Source organism: Actinoplanes aureus, assembly GCF_015704865.1.
Taxonomy (GTDB): Bacteria; Actinomycetota; Actinomycetes; order Mycobacteriales; family Micromonosporaceae; genus Actinoplanes; species Actinoplanes aureus.
In genome coordinates this window covers 1-25,808 of record NZ_JADQTO010000003.1, presented here as the reverse complement: position 1 = coordinate 25,808, position 25,808 = coordinate 1, and the positions used below count along the sequence as shown (strand labels likewise).

At 71.7% G+C, this 25,808-nt stretch carries 30 protein-coding genes, 2 rRNA genes and 1 pseudogene; 17 read left to right on the top strand and 16 right to left on the bottom strand.

Going from position 1 to position 25,808, the window contains the following annotated elements; all coding sequences use genetic code 11:
• Positions 1-9: 9 nt before the first annotated feature.
• Together fabG and I4J89_RS06060 are read right to left on the bottom strand one after the other, a co-directional pair.
• Entirely contained in the window at positions 10-759 is a 750-nt protein-coding gene (gene fabG, locus I4J89_RS06065; protein ID WP_196412846.1) for a 3-oxoacyl-ACP reductase FabG, read from the bottom strand.
• 12 nt (positions 760-771) lie between these two features.
• On the bottom strand, positions 772-1,920 hold the full coding sequence (locus I4J89_RS06060; RefSeq protein ID WP_196412845.1) for an acyl-CoA dehydrogenase family protein: 1,149 nt from the start codon (positions 1,918-1,920) through the stop codon (positions 772-774).
• Between the two features lie 93 nt (positions 1,921-2,013).
• On the opposite strand from I4J89_RS06060, the gene I4J89_RS06055 reads away from it, so the two are divergent.
• On the top strand, positions 2,014-2,709 hold the full coding sequence (locus I4J89_RS06055; protein ID WP_230858470.1) for a TetR/AcrR family transcriptional regulator: 696 nt from the start codon (positions 2,014-2,016) through the stop codon (positions 2,707-2,709).
• On the opposite strand, the gene I4J89_RS06050 is transcribed toward I4J89_RS06055, so the two are convergent.
• The 5 genes from I4J89_RS06050 to I4J89_RS06030 all read right to left on the bottom strand — a co-directional run bounded on the left by I4J89_RS06050 (position 2,630) and on the right by I4J89_RS06030 (position 7,070).
• Entirely contained in the window at positions 2,630-3,595 is a 966-nt protein-coding gene (locus I4J89_RS06050) for an S-4TM family putative pore-forming effector (RefSeq protein ID WP_196412844.1), read from the bottom strand. The genes I4J89_RS06055 and I4J89_RS06050 overlap by 80 nt on opposite strands.
• Positions 3,596-3,740: 145 nt before the next feature.
• The gene (locus tag I4J89_RS06045; protein ID WP_196412843.1) at positions 3,741-4,925 is read right to left on the bottom strand and encodes an ABC transporter permease; all 1,185 of its coding nucleotides are present in this window, start codon (positions 4,923-4,925) and stop codon (positions 3,741-3,743) included.
• Entirely contained in the window at positions 4,922-5,572 is a 651-nt protein-coding gene (locus I4J89_RS06040) for an ABC transporter ATP-binding protein (RefSeq protein WP_196412842.1), read from the bottom strand. Before I4J89_RS06040 ends, I4J89_RS06045 begins: the two co-directional genes overlap by 4 nt.
• On the bottom strand, positions 5,569-6,609 hold the full coding sequence (locus tag I4J89_RS06035; RefSeq protein ID WP_309238207.1) for a peptidoglycan-binding protein: 1,041 nt from the start codon (positions 6,607-6,609) through the stop codon (positions 5,569-5,571). Before I4J89_RS06035 ends, I4J89_RS06040 begins: the two co-directional genes overlap by 4 nt.
• On the bottom strand, positions 6,606-7,070 hold the full coding sequence (locus I4J89_RS06030) for a membrane lipoprotein lipid attachment site-containing protein (protein ID WP_196412840.1): 465 nt from the start codon (positions 7,068-7,070) through the stop codon (positions 6,606-6,608). The genes I4J89_RS06035 and I4J89_RS06030 overlap by 4 nt, the downstream gene beginning before the upstream one ends.
• A gap of 107 nt (positions 7,071-7,177) precedes the next feature.
• On the opposite strand from I4J89_RS06030, the gene I4J89_RS06025 reads away from it, so the two are divergent.
• From I4J89_RS06025 to I4J89_RS06015, 3 genes are read left to right on the top strand one after another with little or no spacing between them, the layout of a single operon-like run.
• A complete protein-coding gene (locus tag I4J89_RS06025) occupies positions 7,178-7,834 on the top strand; it encodes a response regulator transcription factor (RefSeq protein WP_196412839.1) in 657 nt (218 codons plus the stop codon).
• A complete protein-coding gene (locus tag I4J89_RS06020; RefSeq protein ID WP_196412838.1) occupies positions 7,831-9,033 on the top strand; it encodes a sensor histidine kinase in 1,203 nt (400 codons plus the stop codon). The genes I4J89_RS06025 and I4J89_RS06020 overlap by 4 nt, the downstream gene beginning before the upstream one ends.
• A gap of 40 nt (positions 9,034-9,073) precedes the next feature.
• Positions 9,074-9,955, top strand: coding sequence for a L,D-transpeptidase (locus tag I4J89_RS06015; protein ID WP_309238206.1), 882 nt, complete (start codon positions 9,074-9,076; stop codon positions 9,953-9,955).
• 5 nt (positions 9,956-9,960) lie between these two features.
• Here I4J89_RS06015 and I4J89_RS51915 read toward each other — a convergent pair whose 3' ends face one another.
• Positions 9,961-10,377, bottom strand: coding sequence for a helix-turn-helix domain-containing protein (locus I4J89_RS51915; RefSeq protein ID WP_196412837.1), 417 nt, complete (start codon positions 10,375-10,377; stop codon positions 9,961-9,963).
• Positions 10,378-10,727: 350 nt separating this feature from the next.
• Here I4J89_RS51915 and rho point away from each other — a divergent pair.
• A pseudogene (gene rho, locus I4J89_RS06005) lies at positions 10,728-11,798 on the top strand (transcription termination factor Rho); the annotation flags it as partial.
• A 60-nt stretch (positions 11,799-11,858) separates the two neighbouring features.
• Positions 11,859-13,361, top strand: coding sequence for a PP2C family protein-serine/threonine phosphatase (locus tag I4J89_RS06000; RefSeq protein WP_196412835.1), 1,503 nt, complete (start codon positions 11,859-11,861; stop codon positions 13,359-13,361).
• Positions 13,362-13,415: 54 nt separating this feature from the next.
• Here I4J89_RS06000 and I4J89_RS05995 read toward each other — a convergent pair whose 3' ends face one another.
• The 4 genes from I4J89_RS05995 to glnII all read right to left on the bottom strand — a co-directional run bounded on the left by I4J89_RS05995 (position 13,416) and on the right by glnII (position 16,082).
• The gene (locus tag I4J89_RS05995) at positions 13,416-13,793 is read right to left on the bottom strand and encodes an ATP-binding protein (protein ID WP_196412834.1); all 378 of its coding nucleotides are present in this window, start codon (positions 13,791-13,793) and stop codon (positions 13,416-13,418) included.
• On the bottom strand, positions 13,786-14,115 hold the full coding sequence (locus I4J89_RS05990; protein WP_196412833.1) for an STAS domain-containing protein: 330 nt from the start codon (positions 14,113-14,115) through the stop codon (positions 13,786-13,788). Before I4J89_RS05990 ends, I4J89_RS05995 begins: the two co-directional genes overlap by 8 nt.
• Before the next feature lie 135 nt (positions 14,116-14,250).
• The gene (locus I4J89_RS05985; RefSeq protein ID WP_196412832.1) at positions 14,251-15,024 is read right to left on the bottom strand and encodes an N-formylglutamate amidohydrolase; all 774 of its coding nucleotides are present in this window, start codon (positions 15,022-15,024) and stop codon (positions 14,251-14,253) included.
• Positions 15,025-15,080: 56 nt separating this feature from the next.
• Positions 15,081-16,082 (bottom strand): glutamine synthetase, encoded by a 1,002-nt coding sequence (glnII, locus tag I4J89_RS05980; RefSeq protein ID WP_196412831.1) that lies wholly within the window; start codon positions 16,080-16,082, stop codon positions 15,081-15,083.
• A 141-nt stretch (positions 16,083-16,223) separates the two neighbouring features.
• Between glnII and I4J89_RS05975 the strand changes: the two genes are divergently transcribed.
• Genes I4J89_RS05975 through I4J89_RS05955 form a run of 5 tightly spaced genes read left to right on the top strand, consistent with a single transcriptional unit; the run spans position 16,224 to position 18,876 of the window.
• Positions 16,224-16,712, top strand: a complete 489-nt coding sequence (locus tag I4J89_RS05975) for a MarR family winged helix-turn-helix transcriptional regulator (RefSeq protein ID WP_196412830.1) — start codon at positions 16,224-16,226, stop codon at positions 16,710-16,712.
• Between the two features lie 60 nt (positions 16,713-16,772).
• Positions 16,773-17,645, top strand: coding sequence for a universal stress protein (locus I4J89_RS05970; protein WP_196412829.1), 873 nt, complete (start codon positions 16,773-16,775; stop codon positions 17,643-17,645).
• Between the two features lie 60 nt (positions 17,646-17,705).
• Positions 17,706-18,176 carry a HAMP domain-containing protein gene (locus I4J89_RS05965; RefSeq protein ID WP_196412828.1) on the top strand — a complete coding sequence of 157 codons (471 nt, stop codon included), beginning with the start codon at positions 17,706-17,708 and terminating at the stop codon, positions 18,174-18,176.
• Complete coding sequence (locus I4J89_RS05960; protein ID WP_309238205.1) at positions 18,173-18,652, top strand: methyl-accepting chemotaxis protein; 480 nt, start codon at positions 18,173-18,175, stop codon at positions 18,650-18,652. The genes I4J89_RS05965 and I4J89_RS05960 overlap by 4 nt, the downstream gene beginning before the upstream one ends.
• Positions 18,616-18,876, top strand: a complete 261-nt coding sequence (locus tag I4J89_RS05955; protein WP_196412827.1) for a hypothetical protein — start codon at positions 18,616-18,618, stop codon at positions 18,874-18,876. Before I4J89_RS05960 ends, I4J89_RS05955 begins: the two co-directional genes overlap by 37 nt.
• A gap of 144 nt (positions 18,877-19,020) precedes the next feature.
• On the opposite strand, the gene I4J89_RS05950 is transcribed toward I4J89_RS05955, so the two are convergent.
• Positions 19,021-19,491 carry a response regulator transcription factor gene (locus tag I4J89_RS05950; protein WP_196412826.1) on the bottom strand — a complete coding sequence of 157 codons (471 nt, stop codon included), beginning with the start codon at positions 19,489-19,491 and terminating at the stop codon, positions 19,021-19,023.
• Between the two features lie 140 nt (positions 19,492-19,631).
• Between I4J89_RS05950 and I4J89_RS05945 the strand changes: the two genes are divergently transcribed.
• From I4J89_RS05945 to I4J89_RS05925, 5 genes are all read left to right on the top strand, one after another.
• On the top strand, positions 19,632-20,552 hold the full coding sequence (locus tag I4J89_RS05945; protein WP_196412825.1) for a siderophore-interacting protein: 921 nt from the start codon (positions 19,632-19,634) through the stop codon (positions 20,550-20,552).
• A gap of 136 nt (positions 20,553-20,688) precedes the next feature.
• Complete coding sequence (locus I4J89_RS05940; protein WP_196412824.1) at positions 20,689-21,255, top strand: hypothetical protein; 567 nt, start codon at positions 20,689-20,691, stop codon at positions 21,253-21,255.
• Between the two features lie 61 nt (positions 21,256-21,316).
• Positions 21,317-21,751 (top strand): thioredoxin, encoded by a 435-nt coding sequence (gene trxA, locus I4J89_RS05935; protein ID WP_196412823.1) that lies wholly within the window; start codon positions 21,317-21,319, stop codon positions 21,749-21,751.
• 160 nt (positions 21,752-21,911) lie between these two features.
• The gene (locus I4J89_RS05930; protein ID WP_196412822.1) at positions 21,912-23,687 is read left to right on the top strand and encodes a tyrosine-protein kinase domain-containing protein; all 1,776 of its coding nucleotides are present in this window, start codon (positions 21,912-21,914) and stop codon (positions 23,685-23,687) included.
• 155 nt (positions 23,688-23,842) lie between these two features.
• Positions 23,843-24,112 carry a hypothetical protein gene (locus I4J89_RS05925; protein WP_196412821.1) on the top strand — a complete coding sequence of 90 codons (270 nt, stop codon included), beginning with the start codon at positions 23,843-23,845 and terminating at the stop codon, positions 24,110-24,112.
• A 119-nt stretch (positions 24,113-24,231) separates the two neighbouring features.
• Here I4J89_RS05925 and I4J89_RS05920 read toward each other — a convergent pair whose 3' ends face one another.
• Positions 24,232-24,669 (bottom strand): CBS domain-containing protein, encoded by a 438-nt coding sequence (locus I4J89_RS05920; RefSeq protein ID WP_196412820.1) that lies wholly within the window; start codon positions 24,667-24,669, stop codon positions 24,232-24,234.
• 126 nt (positions 24,670-24,795) lie between these two features.
• On the opposite strand from I4J89_RS05920, the gene I4J89_RS05915 reads away from it, so the two are divergent.
• Positions 24,796-25,320 carry a nucleotidyltransferase domain-containing protein gene (locus I4J89_RS05915; protein WP_196412819.1) on the top strand — a complete coding sequence of 175 codons (525 nt, stop codon included), beginning with the start codon at positions 24,796-24,798 and terminating at the stop codon, positions 25,318-25,320.
• A 131-nt stretch (positions 25,321-25,451) separates the two neighbouring features.
• Here the strand turns inward: I4J89_RS05915 and rrf are convergent.
• Both rrf and I4J89_RS05905 read right to left on the bottom strand, forming a co-directional pair.
• A 5S ribosomal RNA gene (gene rrf, locus I4J89_RS05910) occupies positions 25,452-25,568 on the bottom strand.
• Between the two features lie 112 nt (positions 25,569-25,680).
• Positions 25,681-25,808, bottom strand: a 23S ribosomal RNA gene (locus I4J89_RS05905); the annotation flags it as partial.

The window sequence follows — 25,808 nt, the reverse complement described above, 5'->3', positions numbered from 1 at the left end:
GATCCTTACCTAGAGACGGCGTCCGCCGTCGACGTAGATGGTCTGGCCGGTGATGAACGACGCGGCATCGCTGGCCAGGAACGCGACCACCTGGGCGATGTCGGACGGCTGCCCGACCCGCCGCAGCGGGGTGATCTCGGCGGCCCTGGCCTGCATCTCTTCGGACGAGAGCCCGACCCGGGCCGCGGTCGCGTCGGTCATCTCGGTGACGATGAAGCCGGGCGCCACGGCGTTCACGTTGATGCCGAACGGACCCAGCTCCATCGCGAGCGTACGCGTGAAGCCCTGGATCCCGGCCTTCGCGGCGGCGTAGTTGGCCTGCCCCCAGTTGCCGAGCGCGGACACGCTGGAGGTGTTGACGATCTTGCCGGAGCGCATGCGCACCATGTGCCGCTGCGCCGCCTTGCTGCACAGGAACGCGCCACGCAGGTGCACGTTCATCACGATGTCCCAGTCCGACACCGACATCTTGTGCAGCAGGTTGTCACGAAGCACGCCGGCGTTGTTGACCAGCACGTCGACGCTGCCCAGCTCGGCCGCGACCTTGTCGATCGCGGCGTCCACCTGCGCCTCGTCGGCCACGTCGCAGCCGTGTGCCACGGCCGTGCCGCCGGACGAGCGAATCCGCTCGACGACCGAGGCGCACGCCGACTCGTCGAGGTCGAGCACGGCGACGGCCGCACCCTCGGAGGCGAACTGGAACGCGGTGGCGGCGCCGATACCCCGTGCGGCGCCGGTGACGATGGCTACCCGACTCAAAGCATTACCCTCTCAGAACGCGCTGATCCCGGTCAGCGCACGGCCGATGAGCAGTTTCTGGATCTGGCTGGTGCCCTCGTAGAGGGTGGTGACGCGGGCGTCGCGCATGGCCTTGCCGACCGGGAACTCGTCGACGTAGCCGTATCCCCCGAAGACCTGGATGGCCTGGTTGGCGGCCTTGACCGCGGACTCGGTGGCGAACAGCTTGGCCATCGAGGCCTCGGTGCCGAAGGGACGGCCCCGGTCGACCAGGTCGGCGGCGCGCCAGACGAGGAGGCGGGCCGCGTCGGTCTCCACCGCCATGTCGGCGAGCATCTCCTGGACGAGCTGGTAGCCGGCGATGGGCTTGCCGAACTGGGTGCGCTCCTTCGCGTAGGCCAGCGCGGCCTCCAGGCAGCCGCGGGCCAGCCCGACCGAGCCGGAGGCGACCGCGATCCGGCCCTTGTCCAGAGCGGACATCGCGATCTTGAAGCCGGAACCCTCGGGGCCGAGGCGGTGCGCGTCGCTGACCCGTACCCCGTCGAGCACGATCTCGGCGGTGGCCTGCCCGCGCAGGCCCAGCTTGCCCTTGATCTCGCGCCGGCCGAAGCCGGCCGCGTCGGTGGGGACCAGGAAGGCGGTGATGCCCTTCGGCCCGGGCTGCCCGGTACGCGCGAAGACCAGCGAAACGCCTGCCCAGGTGCCGTTGGTGATGAAGATCTTCTCGCCGGTGAGCACCCAGTCGTCGCCGTCGCGCACCGCCCTGGTGGTCAGGTTGGCGGCGTCCGAGCCGGTGCCCGGCTCGGTGAGCGCGAAACAGCCGAGGATCTCGCCGGCGCACATGCCCGGGAGCCACCGCTGCTGCTGAGCGGGCGAACCCCAGGCCTGGATGCTCTTGGCGACCAGCCCGAGCGTCACCGAGACGATGCCGCGCACCGACGTGTCGCCGCGCCCGAGCTCCTCCATCATCAGCGTGTAGGTCAGGAAGTCACCGCCCGAGCCGCCCAGCTCCTCGGCGATCCCCAGGCCGAGAAAGCCGAGCTCGGCCATCTTCCCGACGATCTTCGGGTCGACCTGCTCGGCGCGGTCCCACTCGGTGGCGTGCGGCACGACCTCGCGGTCGACCCACTCGCGGGCGAGCGCCCGGAACTGCTCCTGCTCCTGCGTCAGGCCGAGATCCACGGCGACTCCCGTTCGTTAACTAAACGCTGTCAGGTTTCTGCGGGCATGTTAACTTAACAGCGTTAGTCAGTTCAACGCCCCGGAGGTCCGCACATGCCCCGGCCCACGACGCCGCTGCTCAGCAAGCCGGGCATCCGGGCTGCCGCGCTGGAGATCATCGACCAGGACGGGCTGGACGGGCTGAGCATGCGCAAGCTCGCCGCGGCGCTGACCGTGAGCGCCCCCGCGCTGTACTTTCACTACCCGACCAAGGAACAGCTGCTCGACGACGTGGCCAGCGAGATCATGGAGAAGGTGGACACCGGCGCCTTCGCCCTGGGCTGGCGGGAGGGGCTGCTGGGCTGGGCCCGCTCCTACCGGGCGGCGCTCGCCGAGCATCCGAACATCGTCCCGTTCCTGGCTCGCGGCCCCGGCCAGCGCGACGCCTCGCTGCGCCGGGCGGACGCCATCCACGGCGGCCTGGTGGCGGCGGGCTGGCCGGCCCGCGAGGCCACGATGATCGGTGCCTCGACGAAGTACCTGGTCGTGGGCGCCGCGATGGGCTCGTTCTCCCGCGGCTTCGTCGACGACGTGCAGGTCTACCTGGATCGGTACCCGGCACTCGGCGACGCGCACCGGCTGCGCGAGCACGCCGACGCGGTGGACCGGGACAGCTTCGAGTTCGCGCTGAGCATGTTCGTCGACGGCCTGGCCGCGCGATTGACCCGGATCAGCCCTTCGGCCGAGGCGGGCGCACGTTCAGCCCCGCCCGTACCAGCGACCGGCGCATCTCCTCGAGTCCCGCGGTGAAGTCGCTGCTGTCCTGCTCGTGGTACCGGCGGAAGAACCAGGACGGCACCCGCGGCGCCCGCTTCCGGGTGAGGTAGAGCTGGTCCTGCACCTGCCGCCCCATCAGGCACAGATCCCGCATGGTCTCCGGCTCGTGGCCGCGTGCGGCCAGTTGCAGGCACCGGGCGCGGGAGTGCCGGGCGACCCGCTGCCGTTCGGCGGAGACGCTGCGCTGGTCGCGGAAGGTGTCCCAGCCCAGCAGGAACATGCCGAGTGAGGGCACGCACCACTGCACCACGAAGTCGGTGATCGTCGAGCCGCGGACCATGGCGGAGAGCAGGCCGACGACCGCCCAGACGATCATGCCGAAGAGCACCGCGAGGGCGTACCGGCGGCGGACCCGGCCGCCCCACGCGAGGTTCTGCTGCTGCCGGGCCAGCACGTCGAACGGGCGCGGCAGGTTGGGCATGTCGTAGTAGGCGCCGAGGGCCTGTTCGTCACCGTGGAACCGGCTGCTGAGCTGGCGTACGTCCTCGGCCGGCACCTCGTCGGCGGCCAGCACGCTGTTCCAGCGCAGGCCGAAGAAGCGCGTCTCGAAGGCCTCCTGGAGCAGCGCGGCCCGGCGCAGCTCGCGATCCGCCCAGGAGGCCAGGCCCATCGAGTAGGTCAGCGCCCAGAGCGCGCCGCCGACGGTGACCCCGATGCTCAGCGACTTGACGAACATCGTGGAGTTCAGCGAACCGGCGAACACGGTGGCCAGCCCGATCGTGGCCAGGGTGGCGGAGATGGCCATGCGCAAGGCGGCGAGGCGGCGTACCCGGGCGTGCGAGACGGTCATGGCGCGGAGAAGGTGGCAGAGCGTCGGCTCGAGCTGACGCTGGCGTACCACGGGTTTGCGATCAGTCATGGCGTCACCGCCGCGAAAAGCAGGACAGGAAGTCCATTATCCCCGAAAAGGAGCAACGTTCATCTATACCCGCAGATAACGGCAATGCGGCGATTCGCTGTACGGTGCGCGGGCAAATGCCCGCGCACCGATCCACCCGCCGGAGTCAGGGCGTCTGCAGCGCCTCGGTGGGTGAGAGCCGGGCCGCGCGGACCGCCGGGTAGAGCCCGGCGATCCCCCCGATCGCGAGGGTCGCCGTCAGCCCGCCGGCGAGGGCCCAGGCCGGGATCACCCAGGGCCAATGCTCGTACGCGGCGTAGCCCACCGTCACCGCCGACCCCAGCAGCACTCCCCCGGCCCCGCCCAGCGCCGAGAGCAGCAGCGACTCGGCGAGGAACTGGGTACGGATCTGTCCCCGGGTGGCGCCCAGCGCCCGCCGCAGGCCGATCTCCGGCCGCCGCTCGAGCACCGAGATCACCATCGTGTTGGCCACCCCGACGCCGCCGACCAGCAGCGCCACCGCGCCGACGCCGAGCAGCAGCCCGGCGAACGCCTGGCTGGTGGCCTGCTTCGCGGCGAGCGCGTCGGACGGCCGGGAGACGTCCACCTCGTTCGGCGCCTCCGGGTTGGCGGTCGCGGCGAGCAGCCCGCGTACGGCCTCCAGGCGGCTCTCCACCGACCGGGTGTAGACCGTGGTGGCGTGCTCGTCGAAGTCCAGCCAGCGGGCCGCCGCCGGCCACCCGACCAGTGCGGCGCTGTCCAGTTCGCCGGCGAGCGGCACCGGCTCCAGGATGCCGACCACGGTGAACCGCACCCCGCCGACGACGACCTGGGTGTCCGGACCGGCGGCGCCGATGCCGAGCCGCTCGGCGGTGGCGGCGCCCAGCACCACCGCCGGGAACCTCTCGGTGGCTGGGTTCAGCCAGACCCCGCTGCGCAGGCTGGCGCCGACCGTGGCGAGCAGGCCGTTCCGGGCCGCGTACGCGACCAGGCCGCCGGTCCGCGCCTCCGGGATGTGCTCGGAGCGGTAGACCTTCGCGTCGTCGACCCGGCCGATCGCGGTGACCTCCTCCACCCCGTCCACCCGCTCGATCATCGACTCGGCCTCCAGGGGCAGTTCGGCCTCCGCACCGAGCAGCGTGTGGCCGGGGCCGACGGTCAGCAGGTTGGTGCCGAGCGCCGACAGGGTGCGGTCCAGTTCGGCGCCGGACGACGAGGAGATGCCGACGACCGCCACCATCGCCGCGATGCCGATGGCGATGCCGAGCGCCGACAGGAACGCCCGCATCGGCCGGGTACGCAGGCCGACCCCGCCGACGCGTACCACGTCCGGGAAGGAGAGCCGGCTCATAGGATCCGCCCGTCCCGCATCCGGACCTGCCGGGGCAGGCTCGCCGCGATCTCGCGGTCGTGGGTGATCACGATGACCGTGGTCCCGCCCGCGTGCAGTTCGAAGAGCAGCTCCATCACCCCGTCGCCGGAGCGCGAGTCGAGCGCGCCGGTGGGCTCGTCGGCGAGCAGCAGCGGCGGCTTCCCGGCGACCGCCCGGGCGATCGCCACCCGCTGTCGCTCGCCGCCGGAGAGCTCGTGCGGTGCGTGCCGCAGCCGGTGGCCCAGTCCCACCCGGTCCAGGGCCTCGGCCGCCCGGCGTCGCCGCTCGGCGCGGCGGACACCCAGGTAGAGCAGGCCGTCCGCGACGTTGTCCAGCGCGCTGGTGCCGGCCGCCAGGTGGAACTGCTGAAACACGAAGCCGATCCGGGTGGCGCGCAGGGCGGACAGTCTCCGGTCGTTCAGGCCGGCCACGTCGTGACCGTCCAGGCGTACCGTGCCCGAGCTCGGCCGGTCCAGGGTGCCGAGGATGTGCAGCATCGTGGACTTGCCGGAGCCGGACGGGCCGACGATCGCGACCAGCTCGCCGCGCTCCACCCGGGTGGTCACCCGGTCCAGCGCGGTCACCCCGCCCGGGTACGTCTTGCTCACCTCGGTCAGCTCGATCACTTCGGCATCCCCACGGTCATGCCCTCGGTCAGGCCGTCCCCGGTGATCTCGACCCGGCCGCCGGCGAAGAGGCCGGTCCGGACCGGCACGTGCCGGGTGGCGTCGCCCTCGACCACCTCCACCGCGAACCCGCCGTCCGCCGCGGCGACCAGCGCGGCCACCGGCACGGTGAGCACGCCCCTGCGCTCGGCGGCTGTGAAGACCACGTCCACGGCCGCCGATCCGAAGCCGGTAGTGATCGCCACCTGCGCCTCGATCTCGGTGGTCGGCTCGGTGTCCTGCCCGGATCCCGGCACGATCACGGTCGCCACCTCGGTGACCTTGCCCTGGACACGCTTGCCGTCCGGGAGGGTCACCGAGACCGCCGCCCCGGTCTTCGCCACCGCGGCGTCGGAGACGTCCAGACGTACCGTGACCACCTTCGACGTGCCGGTCCAGGTGAGCAGGGACTGTCCGGCCCGGACCGCCGCGTCCTCCTCGGCGGTCAGCGAGTCGACCCGGACCGGGCCCGACGCGAAGACGACCTGGCCGAGCCCGACGACGCCGGTCTCGGGCAGCCCGTTGTCGTCCTGCCACTCCTCGACGGCGTCGGCGGTCGAGGCGGTGTACTCGTCGTCCACGTCGAAACCGTCGTAGCCGAGCGCCTTCAGGTTCTTCTCCAGCTGGGCGACGTCCCGGCCCTCGTCACCGGAACGCATCGCCCGGTAGGCCGGGGTCGTCCCGTAGAGCAGCACGGCCGGGTCGTCGTCGATGCGGTAGAGCGGCTTGCCACGGCTCACGGTCGCGCCGCTCTCCGGCAGCCAGGTGACGATGCCCTGCCTGCGGGCCGAGGCGGTGCGCGTCGCCCCGTACCCCAGCTCGCCGTCGGCCTCCACCGACTCGCGCAACGTGCCCTTGGTGATCTCCGCGGTGGCCGGCGGCAGCTCGGCGCCGGTCTCCTGCTCGCTGCCCGCGCCGGGCTGCGCGACCAGCGCGGCGGCCACGCCCGCCGAGGCGACCGCGACCGCCCCGGCGACGATCTTGACAGCCCGGCTCACTGCGGCCCCTGCATCAGCGCGGCGCACTTCTCCTGCGCGGCCTCGAAGTCCGGGTCCTCGCCGGAACTCGGGTCCAGCCGCACCATGCCGCCCTCCGGGTCCGGGAACGACGCGACGCCGTTGTCCCGCATGCACTGCGAGTACGCCCGCATCTGCTCGTCGCGCTTCGGGTCCGGAGCGCCGCCGCCGGTCATCCCGGTCGGTGCCCACTCGCGGCAGGCCTCCATGGCCTGCTGCACCTTCTGCTGGTCGGAGCCGGGGCCGAACTTCATCGTCATGCCCTTGCCCGGTTCCGGGTCGGGCACATCGAGGCCCTGCTCGCGCAGGCACTCGGCGAACTTGAGGTTCCGGGTGTGCGGGTCCTGGCTCGCCGCCACGCTCGGTGCCGCCGCCGGTTCGGCACCGCCGCCGCAGCCGGACAGCACCAGCAGGATCCCGGCCAGCATGATCATTCGTCGCATGGTCTCCCCTTTCGAACGTGGGGCCGATCCAACGCGGACGGCCGTTTCCGCGGCGTTTGCCGATTCGCAAACACCGTGGAAACGGCGGCGCTGGCAGCATGGGCGGAATGCGGATCCTGGTGGTGGAGGACGAGCGGATGCTCGCGGACACGATCGCCGAGTGGCTGCGCGAGGAGACTCACGCGGTGGACGTCGCGGATGACGGGGCCGCGGCGCTGGAGCGGATCGCGGTCAACGACTACGACGTGGTGATCCTCGACCGGGATCTGCCCCGGGTGCACGGTGACGAGGTCTGCCGCCAGATGATCTCCACCGGCGCCGAGGCGCGGGTGCTGATGCTGACCGCGGCGGCCGAGCTCGGCGACCGGGTCGCCGGGCTCTCGCTCGGTGCCGACGACTACCTGACCAAGCCGTTCGCACTGGCCGAACTCTCCGCCCGGGTGCTCGCGCTGGGCCGGCGCACGCGTCCCGGCACCCCGCCCGTGCTGCGCCAGGCCGGGATCACCCTGGACCCGGCGCGGCGCGAGGTCACCCGCGACGGCCGGTACGTCTCGCTCTCCAAGAAGGAGTTCGCCGTACTCGCCGAATTGCTCCGGGCCGGCGGGACCGTGGTCTCCGCCGAGCAGCTCCTGGAGAAGGCATGGGACGAGCACGTCGACCCGTTCACCGGCGCGGTCCGGCTCACCATCCTCAAGCTGCGCCGCAAGCTCGGCGACCCGCAGGTGATCGAGACCCTGCCCGGCGTCGGGTACCGGATCTCATGAGGCCGACACTGCGCCTGCGCCTGACCCTGGTCTACGGCAGCATCTTCCTGGTCGCCGGATTCGTGCTGCTCGCCGTCACACTGCTGCTGTTCCGCAGGGAGTTCCCGCTCGGACCGTTCCCGCCGGCCGGCGGCGGACGGAACCTCAAACAGGTGATCGTCAACGGCGACACCGTGCTCACCGGCGACGCCGCCACCCAGTGGCTGGAGGTGCAGCGGGAGGCGCTGCTCGCGACCGCCACCAGCACGCTGCTCGTCCAGGGGTCGGTGGCGCTGGTGCTGGTCGGCGCGGCGGCGTTCCTGTCCGGCTGGGTGGTGGCCGGGCGGATGCTGGCGCCGCTGCACCGGGTCACCGCGACCGCCCGCCGCATCGCCGCCGCCCCCGCCTCGGAACGCGGCCTGCACCAGCGCATCGAGCTGCACGGGCCGGACGACGAGGTGAAGGAACTGGCCGACACGTTCGACCAGATGGTGGAGCGGCTCGCGCACGCCTTCGACGGCCAGCGGCGCTTCGTCGCCAACGCGTCGCACGAGCTGCGCACCCCGCTCACTCTCAACCGGGCCCTGGTCGAGCTGGCCATGCACCGCCGGGCCGCGTCGGCCGACGTGGTACGCCTCGGCGAGGACCTGCTGCGGATCAACACCCGGCACGAGAAGCTGATCGACGGCCTCCTGCTGCTGGCCCGCTCCGACCAGGAACTCGGCGAACGCTCGCCGCTGGACCTGGCCGACGTGGTCACCCACGTCGCCGAGCAGACGGCCGCCGAGGCCGAGACCGCCGGCGTCAAGCTCACCGTGCTCGCCGGGCCGGCCCCGGCCGCCGGCGACGCGCTGCTGCTCGAACACCTGGTGCGCAACCTGGTGGAGAACGGGGTGCGGCACAACAGCGGGCCGGGCGGCTGGGTCCGGGTGGAGACCGGGCCGGGCCCGTCGGTCACCGTGAGCAATTCCGGTCCGGCTGTTCCGGCGTACGAGCTACCCGCGCTCTTCGAGCCGTTCCGGCGGTTGACCGGCGACCGGGTCACCTCGGCGAAGGGTTCCGGGCTTGGCCTGTCGATCGTGCGCTCGGTGGCCCGCGCCCACGGCGGCTCGGTGCACGCCAGCCCGCGCGACGGCGGTGGGCTCGTGGTGACGGTCACGCTGCCGGGCTCAGGTGCGCGGGCACCGCTTGACCTGGTATACCGCGATATTACCGAATAATCCTCATATCGTACGGTCGGGCACCCGCTACCCTGGTCGGGTGCCGAGCGACTCGTACCCCGTACAACCGCGCTCCCGGACCCGGGCCTACCTGCTGATCCTGGCAGCGATCGGCCTGGTCCTGGCCCTCGGCGCGGCCGTCGCCCTGGCTCGCGGCAGCGAGCCGGAGCGGGCCGCCGCGCCCGAGCCGGTCCCACCGGCGTCCGCGGCGCCCGCGGCGAGCACCGCCGCACCACTCCCGGCCGTCGCGCCACCCGCCGACCTGCCGGTGATCACCTACGCGAAGGGTCCGCGCGGGCTCCCCGCCGACCCCGGCGCGGCATCGGCCACCGCACCGACCGAGGCGCTCCGCCCCACCGAGCGGATCGCCCTGTACGACGCGCCCGGCGGCAAACCGCGCGCCTTCCTGCCCCCGCGGATCAGCGGGCTGCCCGTGGTGGCGCCGATCGTGGCCCGGGAGGCGGGTTGGGCCGCGGTGCTGGCGCCGTCGGCGAACCAGCGGATCGGCTGGGTGCCCACCGACGGCTGGCGCCCGGAGCCGCTGCGCGACCACCTGCTCGTCGACCTCAGCGACCACCGGCTGACCTGGACCCGGGAGGGCGAGGAGCAGCAGTCGTGGAAGGTCGCCGTCGGCAGCGACCAGACGCCGACCCCGCCCGGCCGCACCTTCGTCATGGGCCGCACCAACACGCAGGGCACGGTCTACGCCGGGCTGGACGCCCTGGTGCTCGGCTCGGTGCCGGAGAACAAGGAGCAGCTCGCCGCGAGCCTGCGGGGCGCGCACACCGGCATCCACGCCTGGTCGAGCAGCAGCGCCTTCGGCCGCAGCGTCTCCAACGGCTGCGTCCGGATGCCGGCGGCCGCGCAGCGCACCCTGCTGAAGGAGATCGACCCCGGCACGCCGGTGCTCGTGGTCGCCTGACCGGCTCAGGCCCGGACGAGCAGGCCGGGGCGGCAGCTCAGCCGTAGGCGGCCCATCGACCGCGGGCGCCCGCCGGCCGCGCACCGCACCACCGGCCCGGCTCCGGACCCGCCGTCGACGCCGCGCTGCGTGGCACACCGCAGGGTGACCCGCTGCATCGGGGCGGCAAGACCGGCCCGGGGCGCCGGCGTTCCCCGCAGCAGCTCCCGGCGGACCTCGTCGAGCAGCTCCGGCAGCGGCAGCCCGAGCGCCCGGCAGATCGCCGCGAGCACCTCCGACGAGGCCTCCTTGGTGCCGCGCTCCACTTCGGAGAGGTACGGCAGCGACACCCCGGCCGACTCGGCGACATCCCGCAGGGTGCGGCCCTGGTGCTGGCGCACCCGCCGAAGAACCGCCCCGATCACCCGGCGCAACAGTGGCATGCCCGTCTCCTCCGCAGTCCAGCTCAGGGTGTCATCATCACCCGGGATGGCCCGGTACGGCCAACCGGTGCTACGGTTGGCGCAATCGGATCCCGGATGCCGGCGTTCTCATCGCCACCCGGTGGTCCACCTTTCCCGAGCCGCTCGCCGGCTTTCCTGTTTCGCGCCCGTTTCGCGCACCCCACAGGCCCGGATGGTTCCCAGCGCTGTCTCCACGACCGTGAGCAGCGCTGACGGCCATCCGTACGCCGGGCCGGCTCATCGCGCCGCCCCCTCTCGAGGAGAACCCCGTGACCGATGTCGTCACCCGTACCCAGAAGAAACGCAACCCGCCCACCGAACATCTCGCCGTCGACGCCCTGCTCGACGTCGTCGACGACCGCGCCTGGCTGCGCGCCGACGGCTACCTCCCCGGCCGGGCCGACATCCCGGTCGCCCTGAGCGAGGTCCGCCGCCTCGGCCTGCGCCGCGGCGACCGGGTCACCGGGATCGCCGAGATCTCCGGCACCCGGCCGGCCCGCCTCCAGATCGACCCGCCCGCCCCGCGCCCGGACTTCTACCGGCTCACCTCGCTGCACCCGCACGACCGGCTGCGCCTGGAGACCGAACCGGGGCTGCTCACCACCCGCGTCATCGACCTGGTGATGCCGATCGGCAAGGGCCAGCGGGCGCTGATCGTCGCACCGCCGAAGGCCGGCAAGACCACCGTGCTCCAGCAGATCGCCGGTGCGATCACCGCCAACCATCCCGAGTGCCACCTGATGACCGTTCTCGTCGACGAACGCCCGGAGGAGGTCACCGACATGCGCCGCACGGTCAGCGGCGAGGTGGTCGCGGCCACCTTCGACCGCCCGCCGCAGGACCACATCGCGGTCGCCGAACTCGCCGTGGAACGGGCCAAACGCCTCGCCGAGCAGGGCACCGACGTGGTCCTGCTGCTCGACTCGCTCACCCGGCTCGGGCGGGCCTACAACCTGGCCGCGCCGGGGCGTGGCCGCACCCTGTCCGGCGGCCTCGACTCGACCGCGCTCTACCCGCCGAAGCGCCTGCTCGGCGCGGCCCGCGCGCTGGAAGGCGGCGGATCGGTCACCATCATCGCGACCGCCCTGGTGGAGAACGGTTCGGCGATGGACACGCTGATCTTCGAGGAGTTCAAGAGCACCGGCAACGCCGAGCTGAAGCTGGACCGCTCGCTCGCCGAAGCGCGGATCTTCCCGGCGATCGACGTGACGAGCACCGGCACCCGGCACGACGAGCTGCTCCTGCCGCCGGCCGAACTGGCGCTCGCCGGGCAGGTGCGGCGCGCGCTCACCGGCCAGGACCGGCGCGAGGGCATGGAACAGCTGCTGAAGCAGCTGCGCACGACGCCGGGGAACGCCGCCTTCCTGCGCCGGATCGGTGCGGCACTGACGTACGCGTGACCGCGTACACCGACGTGTCGGTGCGCTCCGCGTCTCCCTTCAGCCCGATAGGCTTCGGGGATGGCGGATGAGGCCGCGGTTCGGGAGTTGCTCGCCGCGATCCCGGCGGGTTGCACCTGGCTGCTCCCGGTGCACGGACCGGCCGGCGAGGTGGTGGATTTCCGGATCGCCGCGACCAGTGATCAGATCCGCGACATCTACGGGCGCGGCACGCAGCGGGTCGACGGCCGGCTCCGCGAGCTCTACCCGTCCATGGTGGACGGCCCGCTCTGGAACCTCTACGCCGAGGTGCTGCACACCGGTGTGCCCGGCCGGATGGACCAGTTCCGGTACGAGGAGAAGCAGTCCGGTGTCGTCGCCGAGTCCCGCTTCGAGATCAGCGTGCACCGGGTGCTCGGCGGCCTGCTGGTCTGGTGGCAGCGGATGGACGAGCACCAGCGCCGCCTGGAACACACCGAGCTGCTCGGCAGCCTCGGCTGGGCCGAGTACGACCTGGTCAGCGGCCGCAGCGACTGGTCACCCGGGATGTACCGGATCTTCGCCCGGGACCCGGGCGACGGCCCGTTGTCCCGGTTCGAGCAGGGCCGGGCGATGCTGCCCGAGGACCATGGCATCGCCGAGACGGCCTGGCAGACGCTGGACAGCGGCGCCACCTCCGACGTGACCGTCCGGTTCCGGATCGGGGAGGTGGTCAAGCACCTGCGGATCCTCTCCGACGTGGCCCGGGACGCGTCCGGTCAGCCGGTGAAGGTCTACGCCGTGGTGCAGGACGTGACCGCCCGGGTGGACTCGCGTACCGAGATCGAGACGCTCAGCGACAAGCTGCGCACCCGCGAGATGACCGCGCTGGCCGAGCACCGCCTGGCCGGCCAGCTGCAGAACCTGATCCAGCCGGTGCCGGCCGAGCCGTTCACACTGGACGGCCTGGAGGCCATGGTCAGCTACCTGCCCGCGGAGAGCGCCGTGCAGGTCGGCGGCGACTGGTACCACGCGCAGACGCTCCCCGACGGCCGCGTCATCCTGGCGATCGGTGACGTCGCCGGCCACGGCCTGGAGGCCGCCAGCGGCATGGCACACCTCCGTTTCGCCCTGGTCGCCTGGCTGTCGATCGGCATCCGCGAGCCCGGCGAACTGCTCCGGCACATGAACCGGCTCTGCTCCCAGCTCGGCATCACCGGCACCGCGCTGGTGGCCGTCTACGACCCCCGGACCCGCCGGCTGCCGTGGGCGCGCGCCGGCCACATGGCACCGCTGCTGGGCCGGCTCGGCGAGAGCACCGAACTGGACCGTCCCGCGGGCCTGCTGCTCGGCGCCGAGCCCGAGGTGGAATTCCCGGTCGCCGACGCCCGGCTCGAACCGGGCGACCTGGTGCTGTTCTACACCGACGGCCTGGTCGAGCGCCGCGCGGGCGACATGCCGGCCCGCACCGCCGAGGTCCGCCGCCATCTCTCGGCGGTCTCAGCCGCGCCCGGCTCGGATCCGCTGCCGCGGATCCATCGCCTGCTCTACGCCCCCAGCCCCGACGACGACACCTGCACGCTGACGGTCCGGGTGACGGCTTAGCGGTCGCCTTGGTACGGCCAGAATTCGGCGGGGACGGCCGGCCACGCGTACCGATCAGAAGTTCAGGCAGATGCGGACCAGCGTGCCGCCGGGGACCGCGCGGGTGTAGACCGCGTCGCAGATGCGTTCCACGATGGCGAGGCCGCGGCCGCGGATCGCTTCGGCCGCCGGCATGGCGCGGCCGAAAGGGCGGTCCGCGCCGCCGTCGACGACGTCGCAGACGAGGCGGTCGCCTTCGGCCCAGACCCGGATGTGCCCGCCGCCGGTGGTGTGCTGGAGCGTGTTGGTGGTGAGTTCGCTGACCGCGAGGGCGAGCACCGGGACCCGCCCGGCCGGCATGCCGAGGGCGAGCGCCCGTTCGGTGACGAAGGCCCGGACGGCCCGGAGATCTCCGGGCTCGGAATACGACATCCCGTCGGTGGCCTCAGGCATGACGGCGCTCTTCGGTGGGAGCGCGCAGGAGGGTGTCGAGACCGGTGAGTTCCAGGACGGCGGCGACCGGGCCGGTCGCGTTCACCACGTAGACCCGGGCGCCCTGGTTCTTGGCGGCGTGGTGTGCGGTGATCAGGCTGTGTACGCCACTCGAGTCGAGAAAGGTGAGCGCCGCGGCGTCGACGAAGACGGCGTTGGCCCGGGTGAGGGCGTCGAGCAGCACAGCGGTGAGATGTTCCCGGGCGGACAGATCGCACTCGCCGGCGAGGGTCACGATGATCCGGCCGGGCTCGGCGGACGTTCGCGCCTCGAATGTCGCCATCGACTGCCGTACCTTTCGCCGCGGGTGACAGCCTGCCGGGCCCATCATGACATCCGGCACACCAGAACGCTTCTACCCCATCCGGTGGGCGTTCAGTCCGGCCTCGGCTGGTGGGCCGGGGTGACGGGACGGACGTCAGGGCACCGTGTCGATCAGGCGGGCGAGCCCGCCGGCGAGTGTGTCGAGGCCGCTGGTGGGCGCGCCGCCCGGCTCCCGCATGTACCGGTCGCGGCGGATCTCGATCATCAGCGCGGAGACGGCCGCGGTCGTCCCGAAGAGCTTCAGCGGCACGTAGCAGCCGGCGAACGGGCTGTCCAAGCCGATGTCGCCGGCCGGTGCGAAGGCGGCACGGGCGGCATCGGTCAGCCAGTCCGGGGTGTGCAGCGGGTGGGTGCCGAGGCAGACGGCGGGACGGGGCCCGTCGGCGTGCAACTCATACGGCAGCGGGTCCGCGGGATAGGAGTGGACGTCGAGGATCACGGCCCGCCCGGTGCCGGCCAGACGCTCCTCGACGAGGGTGGTCATCGCTTCCGCGTACGGAAAGAAGTGCTCTTTCAGCAGCACCGCATCGCGCGACGGATCATCGGCGCGCAACCGCCGCCCGGCGTAGCCCCTCGTGTAGACCGGCCCCATGCCCGCCGCGAGCATCTCCTCGGAGCCATCCGGCAGCCGCTCCGGATCGACGACGAGCCGGGACAGCCGATTCACGAAGATCCATGGTCGCCGCGCGGCGCCGGCCGCGGCGAGGTCGGCGATGACGTCGGTCCACGCGTCGGTGAGGTGGTCGAGCTCCTCGGTGAGCGCCGCCTCGCCGAGCAGCAACCCGGACTCGACGATCGTCCGGGAGGCGTGCGGGACGTGCAGGACGACCGGCGACCCGGGGTCGCCGGGGACAATCGCGAAAGCCACGCCCGGAGGCTACGCGCGGGGTACGACACAATCGCCGCGCGCAGCCTCCGAAGGGATCAGGCGAGCGCCGAGCAGATCGTGTCGATCAGCAGGCGGGTGACCACGTACGGGTCGACGTTGGCGTTCGGCCGGCGGTCCTCGATGTAGCCCTTGCCGTCCTTCTCCACCTGCCACGGGATACGCACCGACGCGCCGCGGTCCGAGACGCCGTAGCTGTACTCGGTCCACGGGGCGGTCTCGTGCAGGCCGGTGAGGCGCTGGTCGATGCCGGCACCGTAGCCGTCGACGTGCTCCTGGCGCTTCTTGCCCAGCGCCTCGGCCGCCGCGATGATCGCGTCGTAGTTCTCGCGCATCGCCTTGGTGGAGAAGTTGGTGTGCGCGCCGGCGCCGTTCCAGTCGCCCTTGACCGGCTTCGGGTCGAGGGTGGCCGAGACGCCGTGGTCCTCGGCGATGCGGTAGAGCAGCCAGCGGGCGACCCAGAGCTCGTCGGCGACCTGCGGTGCGGCGACCGGGCCGATCTGGAACTCCCACTGACCCGGCATGACCTCGGCGTTGATGCCGGAGAGGTGCAGGCCGGCCGCGAGGCAGGCGTCCATGTGCTCCTCGACGATCTCCCGGCCGAAGACCTCGTCCGCGCCGACGCCGCAGTAGTAGCCACCCTGCGGGGCGGGGTAGCCGCCGCCGACCGGGAAGCCGAGCGGGCGGCCGTCCTTGAAGAAGGTGTACTCCTGCTCGATACCGAAGATCGCCTCCTGGTCGGCGTACTTCGTGGCGACCTCGCGGAGGGTGGCACGGGTGTTGGTCGGGTGCAGGGTGCCGTCGATCAGCTCGACCTCGCACAGCACGATGATGTTGTCACCACCGCGGATCGGGTCCGGACAGGTGAAAACCGGCTTGAGCACGCAGTCGGACTTGTCGCCGGGCGCCTGGTTGGTGCTGGAGCCGTCGAAGCCCCAGATGGGGGGCTCGGCGCCCTCGGCCAGGATCTTCGTCTTGGACCGCAGCTTGGCGGTGGGCTGGGTGCCGTCGATCCAGATGTACTCGGCCTTGATTGCCATGAATTCTCCTCGAACTGGGTGAGCGCGAGGAGGCTAGCCGCCGAACATAAAATCCACGTTTCCGATCCCGCACCTCGGAATCGTGATCCCGGTTACTTGGTGACGCTTCAGCCACCGGAAATTTCAGCCGATGAAACAGTCGTGACCGCCGCATCGATCGCCCGCTCGCCGGGAGGGCTGGAGCTCGGCTACCTGATGCTGCAAGCCGGCCGCCTGATCCAGAACGCCATGGAAGACGCCGCGGCCGAGGCCGGGATGCCGGGGCTGGACCTCCTGGCGCTCTACGTGCTCGGCGAGCACGAGGGTCTGACCGGCGGCGCGCTGGCCCGGCTGCTGTACGTGCAGCAGTCCTCGGTCACCCCGCTCGCCGACCGGCTGGAGGCAGCCGGGCTGATCGAGCGGGAACGCGACGAGAACGACCGGCGGCGGGTCTGGCTGTGCCCCACTCCGCAGGGCGAGACGATGGCTCGGGAGGCCACGTCGAAGGCCCGCGACGCGGTACGCCATGTGTTCGCCCCGCTCTCCCCCGGATCGGCCACCGCTCTCGCCGCCCTGCTCGGCGACGTGGTCGAACCCTGGCTGGCCGAGGTCTCCGGCCCGCGACCGATCAGCAGAGACGGCCCCGCGTGAGTACTTGCTCGACGGTCGTTCAGGAACAACGATCTGGGTAGGAGTGTGAGGAGGCTCACCATGCCCAGTCAGAAGATCGTCGTGGGATACGACGGCTCTCCGGACGCGCGCAAGGCCGCCCGCTGGGCCCTGGACGAGGCCCAGCGCACGGATGCGCCGGTCGAGCTGCTCTACGCGTACGAGTGGCCCAGCTATGTGCCCGCGGCGGCGATGATGCCGGCCGCCGCCGTCTACCCCGACGCGGACACGGACGACGCCGTCGGGGACATGCTCGGCAAGGCGATCGCGGCGGCCGGTGACTCGCATCCGTGCGTACAGGTCCAGGCCCGGGTCGAGCACGGCACGGCGGCGGTGGCGCTGACCCAGCGGGGTGCGGGCGCCGGCCTGCTGGTGGTGGGCGGTCCGCGCCACTCCGCCGTACGTACCCTCCTCGGCTCGACGAGCGCCTCGGTGAGCGCCCACGCGCGCTGCCCGGTGGTGGTGGTCCGCGGTGAGCCACGTGCCACCGACCCGGTGGTCGCCGGCGTGGACGACTCGCCGGCCGCCGGCCTGGTGCTGGGTTTCGCCTTCGAGCAGGCGGCGGTGCGCGGCGTGCCGCTGCGGGCGGTGCACGGCTGGCCGCCGCCGGACGGCGGCCGGGACCTGCTGTCGGACGCGAACCTGAGCGCGGTGGCCGCGGAACGCCGCCGGCTGGATGAGATCGTCGGCTGCTGGCGGCGGCGGTTCCCGGCGGTGCCGGTGAGCACCGAGATCCTGGTCGGCCCGCCGGGTGAGGTTCTGGCCGAGGCGGCCGCCGGCGCGCAACTGGTGGTCGCGGGGGCCCGGATCCGCCGGGCGCTGCGGGTGGCCCTACGTCCCTCGGTCGGCCGGCATCTGCTGCACCGGGCCCGGTGCAGCATCGCGCTCGTGCACGCGGGGCGTGTGGAGGGCTAGCACCGGAGCGGTTCGGGTGCCTCCGATCGGCTGCAGCGGCTCACCGCCTTCTCCGACGCGATGCAGAACTACCGGGCGCTGCGCGACACGATCATCTTCCGCAAGCCGATGGCCGCCGGCTACGAGATGCCCGCGCCGGATCAGATCCTGCCGGAGTTCAACCGCGTCGAGACCGCGATGAACGGCGCGATGGACGAGCTCCAGTCAGCCGAGGAGGCCGACGCGGACGCCATGGCCGTACACGGCAACGACTCCTACGAGCAGGCCCGCCTGGTCACCCTGCTCGGGCTGATCATCGGCTTCGTCCTCGCCGCGTTCATCGGTTTCGGCGTGATGCGCCTGATCAAACGGCAGCTCGCCACGGTCTCCACGGCGTTGAGCGCGGTCGCCGACGGCGACCTCACGGTGTCCGCCGAGGTCCGCTCCCGCCACGAGCTCGGCCAGATGGCCGAGGCGACGAACCGTGCCCGGGACGGCCTGGTCACCAGCGTGCGGCAGCTCAGCCACGGCGCCGAGGAACGGGCGACGTGACCCAGCGGCTGAGCACGATCACCATCCGGCTGGACGCCGAGTCCCGGGCGGCCGCCGAACAGGCCGGCGTGGTGGCGGGCACCGCCAACGAGGTCTCGGCCAGCGTGCAGTCGGCCGCCGCCGGCAGCGACGAGATGGGCGCGTCGATCCGGGAGATCTCGGAGAACGCCAACAGCGCCGCCCAGGTCGCCTCCGGCGCGGTCGGCGTCGCTCAGGCCACCAACGACACGGTGGCCAAGCTCGGCACCTCCTCCGAGGAAATCGGGAACGTGGTCAAGGTGATCACCTCGATCGCCGAGCAGACCAACCTGCTGGCCCTGAACGCGACGATCGAGGCGGCGCGGGCAGGCGAATCGGGCAAGGGGTTCGCCGTGGTCGCGACCGAGGTCAAGGACCTCGCCCAGGAGACCGCGAAGGCCACGAGGACATCGCCCGCCGGGTGGAGGCGATCCAGGCGGACACCTCCAGCGCGGTGACCGCGATCGCCGAGATCTCCCGGATCATCTCGGAGATCAACGACTATCAGGTGACCATCGCGTCGGCCGTCGAGGAGCAGACCGCCACGACCAACGAGATGAGCCGCAGCATCGGCGAGGCGGCGAACGGCAGCTCGACCATCGCCGGCAACATCAACTCGGTAGCGAGCGCCGCGCACGCCACCACCCGCGGCGCTCGGCGAGGCCGAAGCCTCGGTCAATGAATTGACCGAGGTCGCAGGAGAGTTGCGCTCGGTGGTCCAGCGCTTTCGCGTTTAGGGGTACGCGCTACGAACGGTCCCCGCTGTCCCCGGCGCGAGCCGCGCGACAGGCGAGGCCCCAGCGCGACCGCCGGGAAACGGTGCCACTCAGCCTGCGATCGGGAGCAGGCGCTCGACGCGGCGCAGCAGTTCAGCCGGGGTGAACGGCTTCACCAGGTAGTCCTCCGCCCCGACGATGCGCGCCAGGTCCACGTCGGAGGGCTCGCCCCGCCCGTTGATGATGATCACCGGGATGTCCGCGGTCTGCGGTGAGGACTGCAGCTCGTAGCAGAAGCCGAGCCCGTCCATCCCGGGCATCGACACGTCCAGCACGATCAGCTGCGGCCGCTCGTTGATCGCCAGGGCCTTCGCGGTCCGGCCGTCTCCGGTGGCCAGGGTCCGGTACCCGGCCATCTTCAGCTTGAAGACCAGCAGCTCGCGGATGCCCTCGTCGTCCTCGGCCACCAGCACGGTGGGCGGCTCCAGCGCGGCAGCCCAGTCGTCCACCGGCCACGCGAGCACGCCGGAGTCGGCGTCGCTGAACGAGATGGTGGTCGGTGCGAGCTGGTTCTGCGGCATGTCTACTCCTTCTCCCTGGTCGGGGGTTCCGATCGGCGACCGGCCGGTGAACTGGAGAAAGGCGGCCGGTGCAGTCCAGGTGCGCATCGGTAACCAAGGACTGTTAGGTTAGGGTTACCTAAACATTCGTGGAGGCGACCGTGACCCAGACCGCCGTGCCGACCGAGGCTCCCCCGTTCCGGTTCTTCCCGGCCCAGGTCACCCGGGTGACCCGGCTCAGCCCGAATTTCGTGCGGGTCACCCTCACCGGTGACGACCTGGACCGCTTCGCCGACAACGGGTGGGACCAGCGGATCAAGTTGATCCCGCCGCTGCCCGGCTCCGGTCACGACCACCTGCCGACCGGCCCGGACTGGTATTCGCGGTGGCGCGGCCTGCCCGACGAGCAGCGCAACCCGATCCGGACGTACACGGCTCGCGCGGTCCGCCCGCACCTGCGCGAGGTCGACGTGGACATGGTGCTGCACGGGGTGAACGGCCCGGCGTCGCGCTGGGCCGTCGAGGCCCGCCCCGGCTCGACCGCCTGCATCATGGGTCCGAACGCGGACTTCACCGGCACCGCCGGTGGTATCGACTTCCACCCGCCGGCCGGCACCCGCCGGATCCTGCTCGGCGGCGACGAGACCGCGGTGCCGGCGATCGCCTCGATTCTGGCCGGGCTGCCCGCCGACGCGTGTGGCGAGGCCGTGCTGGAGGTGCCGGAGGGCGCCGACGCTCTGGACATCGTCGCGCCGGCCGGCTTCCGGGTGACCTGGCTGGCCCGCGACGGGGCGGCGCACGGCACCCACCTGATCCCGGCCGTCGAGGCCGCGGCGGCCCGCCTGCTCGGTGACTGCACCGCCCCGGCCGAGGTGGACCTCGAGGAGGTCGACGTCGACGAGGAGATCCTCTGGGAGGTCCCGGACACCTCCGCGGCCAGCATCGACGGCTTCTACGCCTGGCTGGCCGGCGAGGCCGGAGTGATCAAGACACTGCGCCGCCACCTGGTGAGCGACTGCGGCGTCGACCGGCGCGCGGTCGCTTTCATGGGTTACTGGCGTCTCGGCAAGGCCGAGTGCTGACCCACCGCTGACCGATGCCGCGCCGGCTGCCCCGGCGCGGCATCGCTCTCTCACCCGGGGCTCAGGGCAAAGACTCAAGTCCCAGCGCGGCGGACCGATCGTCGAGGCCTACCTTCCCGACCCCTGAGGCAGGCCGATGAACCCTCGCTACGCCGCGCGCACGGCCGCCTTCGCCGCGGTCTATCTCGCGGCCTTCCTGGCGTCCGGCCCGCTGGGCCCGGCCGTGCTCGTGCCGCCGATCGCGGTAGCCGCCCTCTGGCTGGTCGCCCAGTCCCGGTACGGCCTGCGCCGGTTCGACGTGATCGCTCTGACCACCGCGAGCATGGTGGCCGCCACCCTGGAGGGCGCCGGCATCCTGCTGTGTCTGGCCGTCGCCGTCTGGGCCGTCGCTCCGGCCGTCCTGTTCGCGGTGCTCCTGGAACGCTGGCTGCCCGGCTACTGGCTGGGTCACGGCGACCGGTTCCGGCGGCCGCGCGCCTCGCTGGGCCGGCTGGCCGGCGCGGCTGCCCTCACCGCGGTCGCCGGCCTGGTGATCCAGGAGGTGACCAACCCCGGCACGGGCTCAGTCGCCGCCGGACTCCAGCTCCTGCGCGACACCGCCGCCATCGTGCTACCGATTCTCGCCGTTCGCGCCGTACGCCGTACCCGTGCCGGACGTCGGACCCGCTCGCCGCGCCGCGGCGCTCTCTCCATGGTCCGCTGACGCCCCGCCCGGCGGCCGGCTTTCGGGAAGCCGGTGCCGCCGGCTCGGCGTTGTACCGGGCATGGAACCGCGCATCATCGCCTGTCCCGCCTGCGGCCGGCGCAACCGTGTCCCCGCGACGGCCGCCGGCACCCCGTCCTGCGGCGCCTGCCACGCCGCCCTGCCCTGGATCGTCGACGCCGACGACCGGACGTTCGGCACCATCGCCGACGAGTCATCCACACCGGTCCTGGTCGACCTCTGGGCCCCGTGGTGCGGCCCGTGCCGGATGGTGGGCCCCGCCCTCGAACGGGTCGCCGGCGACCTGGCCGGCACGGTGAAGCTGGTCAAGGTGAACGTCGACACCGCCCCGGCCCTGTCCCGCCGATTCCAGGTGCAGGCCGTGCCCACGCTGCTACTGATCCGTGACGGACAGGTGATCGCCCGGCAGTCCGGAGCCGCCCCGGCGGCCGCACTGCGCCGATGGGTGGAGCAGCACCTAGGCCTGACGGTCTGAGATCTTCGCCATATCGATGGTCCGCACTTCGGGAAAGCCGTACCAACGGGACCGATATCGCCGGAAAGATCGACGCGCGAAGTGATCGACCGATGCGAGAATGACCGGCTTGAGATCACCACTCGCCCCTAGAACGGACGAAACGGGGAAGGCAGCCGGTATGACCATCAACGGACGATCCGCGCGATTGTTACGCCGCTACGGACCGTGGACGCTCGTCGTGACCGCTGCCACGGTCGCCGCCGCCTACGGGGTGAACCAGGCGGCGCCGTCCGACTACCGGTCCGAGGCCACGGTGCTGGTCGAGGCGCGAATCGCCCCGGACACCACCCCGATCCGGCCGGACGTGGAGACCGAGCGGGCCGTCGCCCTCTCCGACGCCGTCGTGCAGCCCGCCGCCCAGCGGATCGGCGTGAGCGAGAGCGTGCTGCTCGACGGTTTCGAGATCGCGATCGCCCCGGGCGCCGACGTGCTGACGTTCGTGTACTCGACCGACGACCGGTTCACCGCGCAGGTCCGGACCCGGGCGCTTGTCGAGGCGTACCTCGACTATCGCAAGACCGGCACCGTGACCACCCCGACCGTGCTCAGCCAGGCGGATCTGCCGGCCGAGCCGGAGAGCCGGCCGCTCGTGCCGGACCTCAGCGTCGGACTGATCGCCGGCCTGCTGCTCGGCGCCGGCACCGCGGTGCTCCGATCGCTGACCCGCGGCAAGATCCGCAGCCGCGAGGACTTCGAGACGCTCACCGGGGCGACCGTGCTCGCCACCGTCCCGCGTACCCGTAAGCCGGCCGGGACCGCCACCGGGCTGCCGGTGGTGCTGCGCGACCCCAACTCGCCGGCCGCCGAGTCCTACCGCTACCTGCGGACCCGCCTCCAGCCGGTGCTGCGCCCGACCAGCTCGACCACCATCCTGGTGACCAGCCCGGGCGACCGGGAGGGCCGGAGCACGGTCGCCGCGAACCTGGCGGTGGCCCTCGCCCAGGCCGGCCGCGCGGTCGTACTGGTCGACGCCGACCTGCGGCGCCCGGTGCTGCACAACGTCTTCCAGGTGTCCGGCGAGTTCGGCCTGACCACCCTCCTTGACGGCGACGCCACCGTCTCCGAGGTGCTGGAGGACACCGCGGTGCCCCGGCTGCGCCTGCTTCCCGCCGGACGCCGGACCGGTGAGCACGTCGACCTGCTGGAGAGCCCGCAGCTGGCCCGGGTGCTGCGCGCCGTGCAGAAGCACTGCGACGTCGTCGTGCTGGACTCGGCCGCGGTTCTCAGCGCTTCGGACGCCATCGCGCTGGCCACCCTGAGCGATCAGGTGCTGCTGGTCGGCGACTTCCGGCGTACGACGCGCGAGTCGGTGCAGCGCGCCCTGGACGAGCTGGACGAGGTCGTCGACGGCAACGTCAGCGCGGTGCTGCTCAACGTCCCGAAGTACGCGGGTGGCCTCGCACCGCGTACCCGCGCGCTCTCCACCGCCACCCCGCAGTACGCGCGTTCCGACAACCGCCTCAAGGCCGACGCCGAGGATGTACGCCCGCCCGGCATCACCTCGCACGTCTACATCGAGGCCGACGAGGACGACGAGCCCGTGGAGGAGCCGGAGGTGCAGCAGCCGAACGTCGTCGTGCCGGTGATCTACGGCGCGCCGGTCGAACCGACGGTCTACAGCTCGGCCTCCGCCGCCCTCACCGAGCCGACCGCGATCCAGCCGGTGATCGAGGAGCCCGCCGCCACCCAGCCGGTCCTCGACGAGCCGCCTGCCGAACACCCGGTGTTCGAAGAACCGGCCTTCGAAGAACCGGTCCTTGAGGAGCCGGTCCTTGAAGAACCAGTCCTTGAAGAACCGTCTGCCGCGCACCCGGTCTTCGAGGAGCCGGCCTCCTCAGACGAGGACGACACCGAGCCCGCCCGGGAGGAGGAGTCGGTGGAGGCGCGCAGCTGACCCGTCGTCCTGTCAATTCATGGACAACACCAGGCGCACTGTCCGATTAGCGTCGGTCCTGGAGCGTGAATGAACCGCATCGCATGGTTGGTCGCCGGTACACGAGGGGCATAGACGACATAACCCCAGCCAGCGCATTACCGGAGAGGTGAGCGATGACCACGAACCAGACCACGATCGGCACAGCGTCCGAGCAACTGCGTGCCGCACCCGACGAGACCGGGGCAGCCCGGTCACGCGCCCGTCAGGCGGTCAGCACCGCGACGTCCAAGGCGGGCGCCACCGTGCGCCGCAATCCCAAGTCGGCCACGACCGGCCTGCTGGCTCTCGCCGGCGCCGCCGTCGCCGCGGTGTTCCTGAGCCGCCGCCGCGCCGCGGCGAAGTCCCGCGGCCGCCGGCGATTGTCCACCCTGCTGCACCGCTGACACACCACTGACCGGCTGTCCGCACCGCTGCCCCACTGACCGGAGCCGACGCCACCGCCCCGCGTGCCGGGCGGTGGCGTCACCGGGCGGGCCTGACCACCGGCCAGGCCCGCCCGCTCTCAGCTCCGCTCCCCCGTGACGTAGTCCGCCAGCGCACTACGCTCGGTCTCCAGCTCGTCGATCCGGTTCTTGACCACGTCACCGATGCTGACGACACCCCGCAGGGTGCCCTCGACGACCACCGGAACATGCCGGAACCGCCGCTCGGTCATCAACCGCTCGACGTCCTCCAGCCGCGCGTCCGGCGTGACCGTCCGCACCTGCGTCGTCTGGATGGCACTCACCTGCTCGGTCAGCACCCCGGAACCGCGGGACGCCAGGGCCCGCACGATGTCCCGCTCACTGACAATCCCGTCCACCACCGCACCGTCACGCGACACGACCACCGCGCCGATCCGATGCTGCGCGAGAACGGACAGAAGACGCTCCACTGTGGTGTCCGGAGGCACCGTGACGACTTGATCGCCCTTGACCCGGAGTATGTCACTGATCCGCATCGTTCCTCCTCGGAATCGGCCTGCGTACCCACTTCTATGCCGAACCCGCCCGCTCATGTCAAGAAAACCCCGCAGATGTACGCCCAGACCTCGCGAACACCCCCGCCGCCGGTACCGTCACGACTCATGGAGATCGACCTCGATAACCGCCAGCTGGCCGCGATCGGCGAGGTGGTGGACCTCGCACAGCGGTTGAACGTGCGGGTGTGGCTCCGCGGTGGCTGGGCGATGGACTTCTTCCTCGGCGAGGTGACCCGCCCGCACACCGACATCGACTGGTTCGCATACCACGACGAAGCTCCCCAGCTGGCCACCGCCCTGATCGAACACGGCTACACCCTTGCTCCCGAGCCGCCTTCCCGAGTCCAGCAACTGGACCTGTCCCGCGACGACGTGGAACACAGTTTCGCCCTGCTGGCCACCGACTCCACCGGCCGCCCGGTAGTCGCCGGCGGCCCCTGGGCAGGTTCCCCGTGGCCGCACGGCATGCTGGCGGGACCGTCCCCCATCCTCGCCGGCATCCGCTGCCCCGTCGTCGAACCCCACGCCCAGATCGAGATCAAGCAGATGATGCCGGTCTGGGTGCCGGGCCGTCCCCGCCGCCCCAAGGACGCCGCAGACATAGCCCGGCTCCAGGCAGCCCTGAAGTAGTAACAGGCGGAGCCAGGTCGCACCTACCTGCTCAAAATACCGCCAGGCCACGCCGGCACGCGGCTGAACGCGTGCGTGAACGCAGAAAAGCCCATCCCGGAGACCCGGGATGGGCTTTTCTGTCACGTTGAGTCCGGCGGCGTCCTACTCTCCCACACCCTCCCGAGTGCAGTACCATCGGCGCTGGCGGGCTTAGCTACCGGGTTCGGAATGTTACCGGGCGTTTCCCCACCGCTATGACCACCGAAACAACTGTCAGCACCACAAACAGACCAGCAACCCTTTTCCTGGTTACCCAGGATCGGGGGTGGTTGTTCGTTTGCTGTGAATCACACAGTGGACGCAAGCATAAAGTTTAAGATGGTTAAGCCCTCGGCCTATTAGTACCGGTCAACTCAACACGTTACCGTGCTTACATTTCCGGCCTATCAACCCAGTCGTCTAGCTGGGGGCCTTACCCACTCAAGGTGGTGGGATACCTCATCTCG

What these genes read in the sequence shown, in the direction of transcription:
- I4J89_RS06020 (WP_196412838.1), top strand. Translation starts at nt 7,831, where the DNA reads ATGAGGCCGACACTGCGCCTGCGCCTGACCCTGGTCTACGGCAGCATC.
- I4J89_RS05920 (WP_196412820.1), bottom strand. Translation starts at nt 24,669, where the DNA reads ATGCGGATCAGTGACATACTCCGGGTCAAGGGCGATCAAGTCGTCACG.
- I4J89_RS06025 (WP_196412839.1), top strand. Translation starts at nt 7,178, where the DNA reads ATGCGGATCCTGGTGGTGGAGGACGAGCGGATGCTCGCGGACACGATC.
- I4J89_RS51915 (WP_196412837.1), bottom strand. Translation starts at nt 10,377, where the DNA reads ATGCCACTGTTGCGCCGGGTGATCGGGGCGGTTCTTCGGCGGGTGCGC.
- I4J89_RS05950 (WP_196412826.1), bottom strand. Translation starts at nt 19,491, where the DNA reads ATGCCGCAGAACCAGCTCGCACCGACCACCATCTCGTTCAGCGACGCC.
- I4J89_RS05915 (WP_196412819.1), top strand. Translation starts at nt 24,796, where the DNA reads ATGGAGATCGACCTCGATAACCGCCAGCTGGCCGCGATCGGCGAGGTG.
- I4J89_RS05970 (WP_196412829.1), top strand. Translation starts at nt 16,773, where the DNA reads ATGCCCAGTCAGAAGATCGTCGTGGGATACGACGGCTCTCCGGACGCG.
- I4J89_RS05925 (WP_196412821.1), top strand. Translation starts at nt 23,843, where the DNA reads ATGACCACGAACCAGACCACGATCGGCACAGCGTCCGAGCAACTGCGT.
- I4J89_RS06000 (WP_196412835.1), top strand. Translation starts at nt 11,859, where the DNA reads ATGGCGGATGAGGCCGCGGTTCGGGAGTTGCTCGCCGCGATCCCGGCG.
- trxA (WP_196412823.1), top strand. Translation starts at nt 21,317, where the DNA reads ATGGAACCGCGCATCATCGCCTGTCCCGCCTGCGGCCGGCGCAACCGT.
- I4J89_RS05990 (WP_196412833.1), bottom strand. Translation starts at nt 14,115, where the DNA reads ATGGCGACATTCGAGGCGCGAACGTCCGCCGAGCCCGGCCGGATCATC.
- I4J89_RS06055 (WP_230858470.1), top strand. Translation starts at nt 2,014, where the DNA reads ATGCCCCGGCCCACGACGCCGCTGCTCAGCAAGCCGGGCATCCGGGCT.
- glnII (WP_196412831.1), bottom strand. Translation starts at nt 16,082, where the DNA reads ATGGCAATCAAGGCCGAGTACATCTGGATCGACGGCACCCAGCCCACC.
- I4J89_RS06030 (WP_196412840.1), bottom strand. Translation starts at nt 7,070, where the DNA reads ATGCGACGAATGATCATGCTGGCCGGGATCCTGCTGGTGCTGTCCGGC.
- I4J89_RS05995 (WP_196412834.1), bottom strand. Translation starts at nt 13,793, where the DNA reads ATGCCTGAGGCCACCGACGGGATGTCGTATTCCGAGCCCGGAGATCTC.
- I4J89_RS06050 (WP_196412844.1), bottom strand. Translation starts at nt 3,595, where the DNA reads ATGACTGATCGCAAACCCGTGGTACGCCAGCGTCAGCTCGAGCCGACG.
- I4J89_RS06045 (WP_196412843.1), bottom strand. Translation starts at nt 4,925, where the DNA reads ATGAGCCGGCTCTCCTTCCCGGACGTGGTACGCGTCGGCGGGGTCGGC.
- I4J89_RS05930 (WP_196412822.1), top strand. Translation starts at nt 21,912, where the DNA reads ATGACCATCAACGGACGATCCGCGCGATTGTTACGCCGCTACGGACCG.
- I4J89_RS05940 (WP_196412824.1), top strand. Translation starts at nt 20,689, where the DNA reads ATGAACCCTCGCTACGCCGCGCGCACGGCCGCCTTCGCCGCGGTCTAT.
- I4J89_RS05965 (WP_196412828.1), top strand. Translation starts at nt 17,706, where the DNA reads ATGCAGAACTACCGGGCGCTGCGCGACACGATCATCTTCCGCAAGCCG.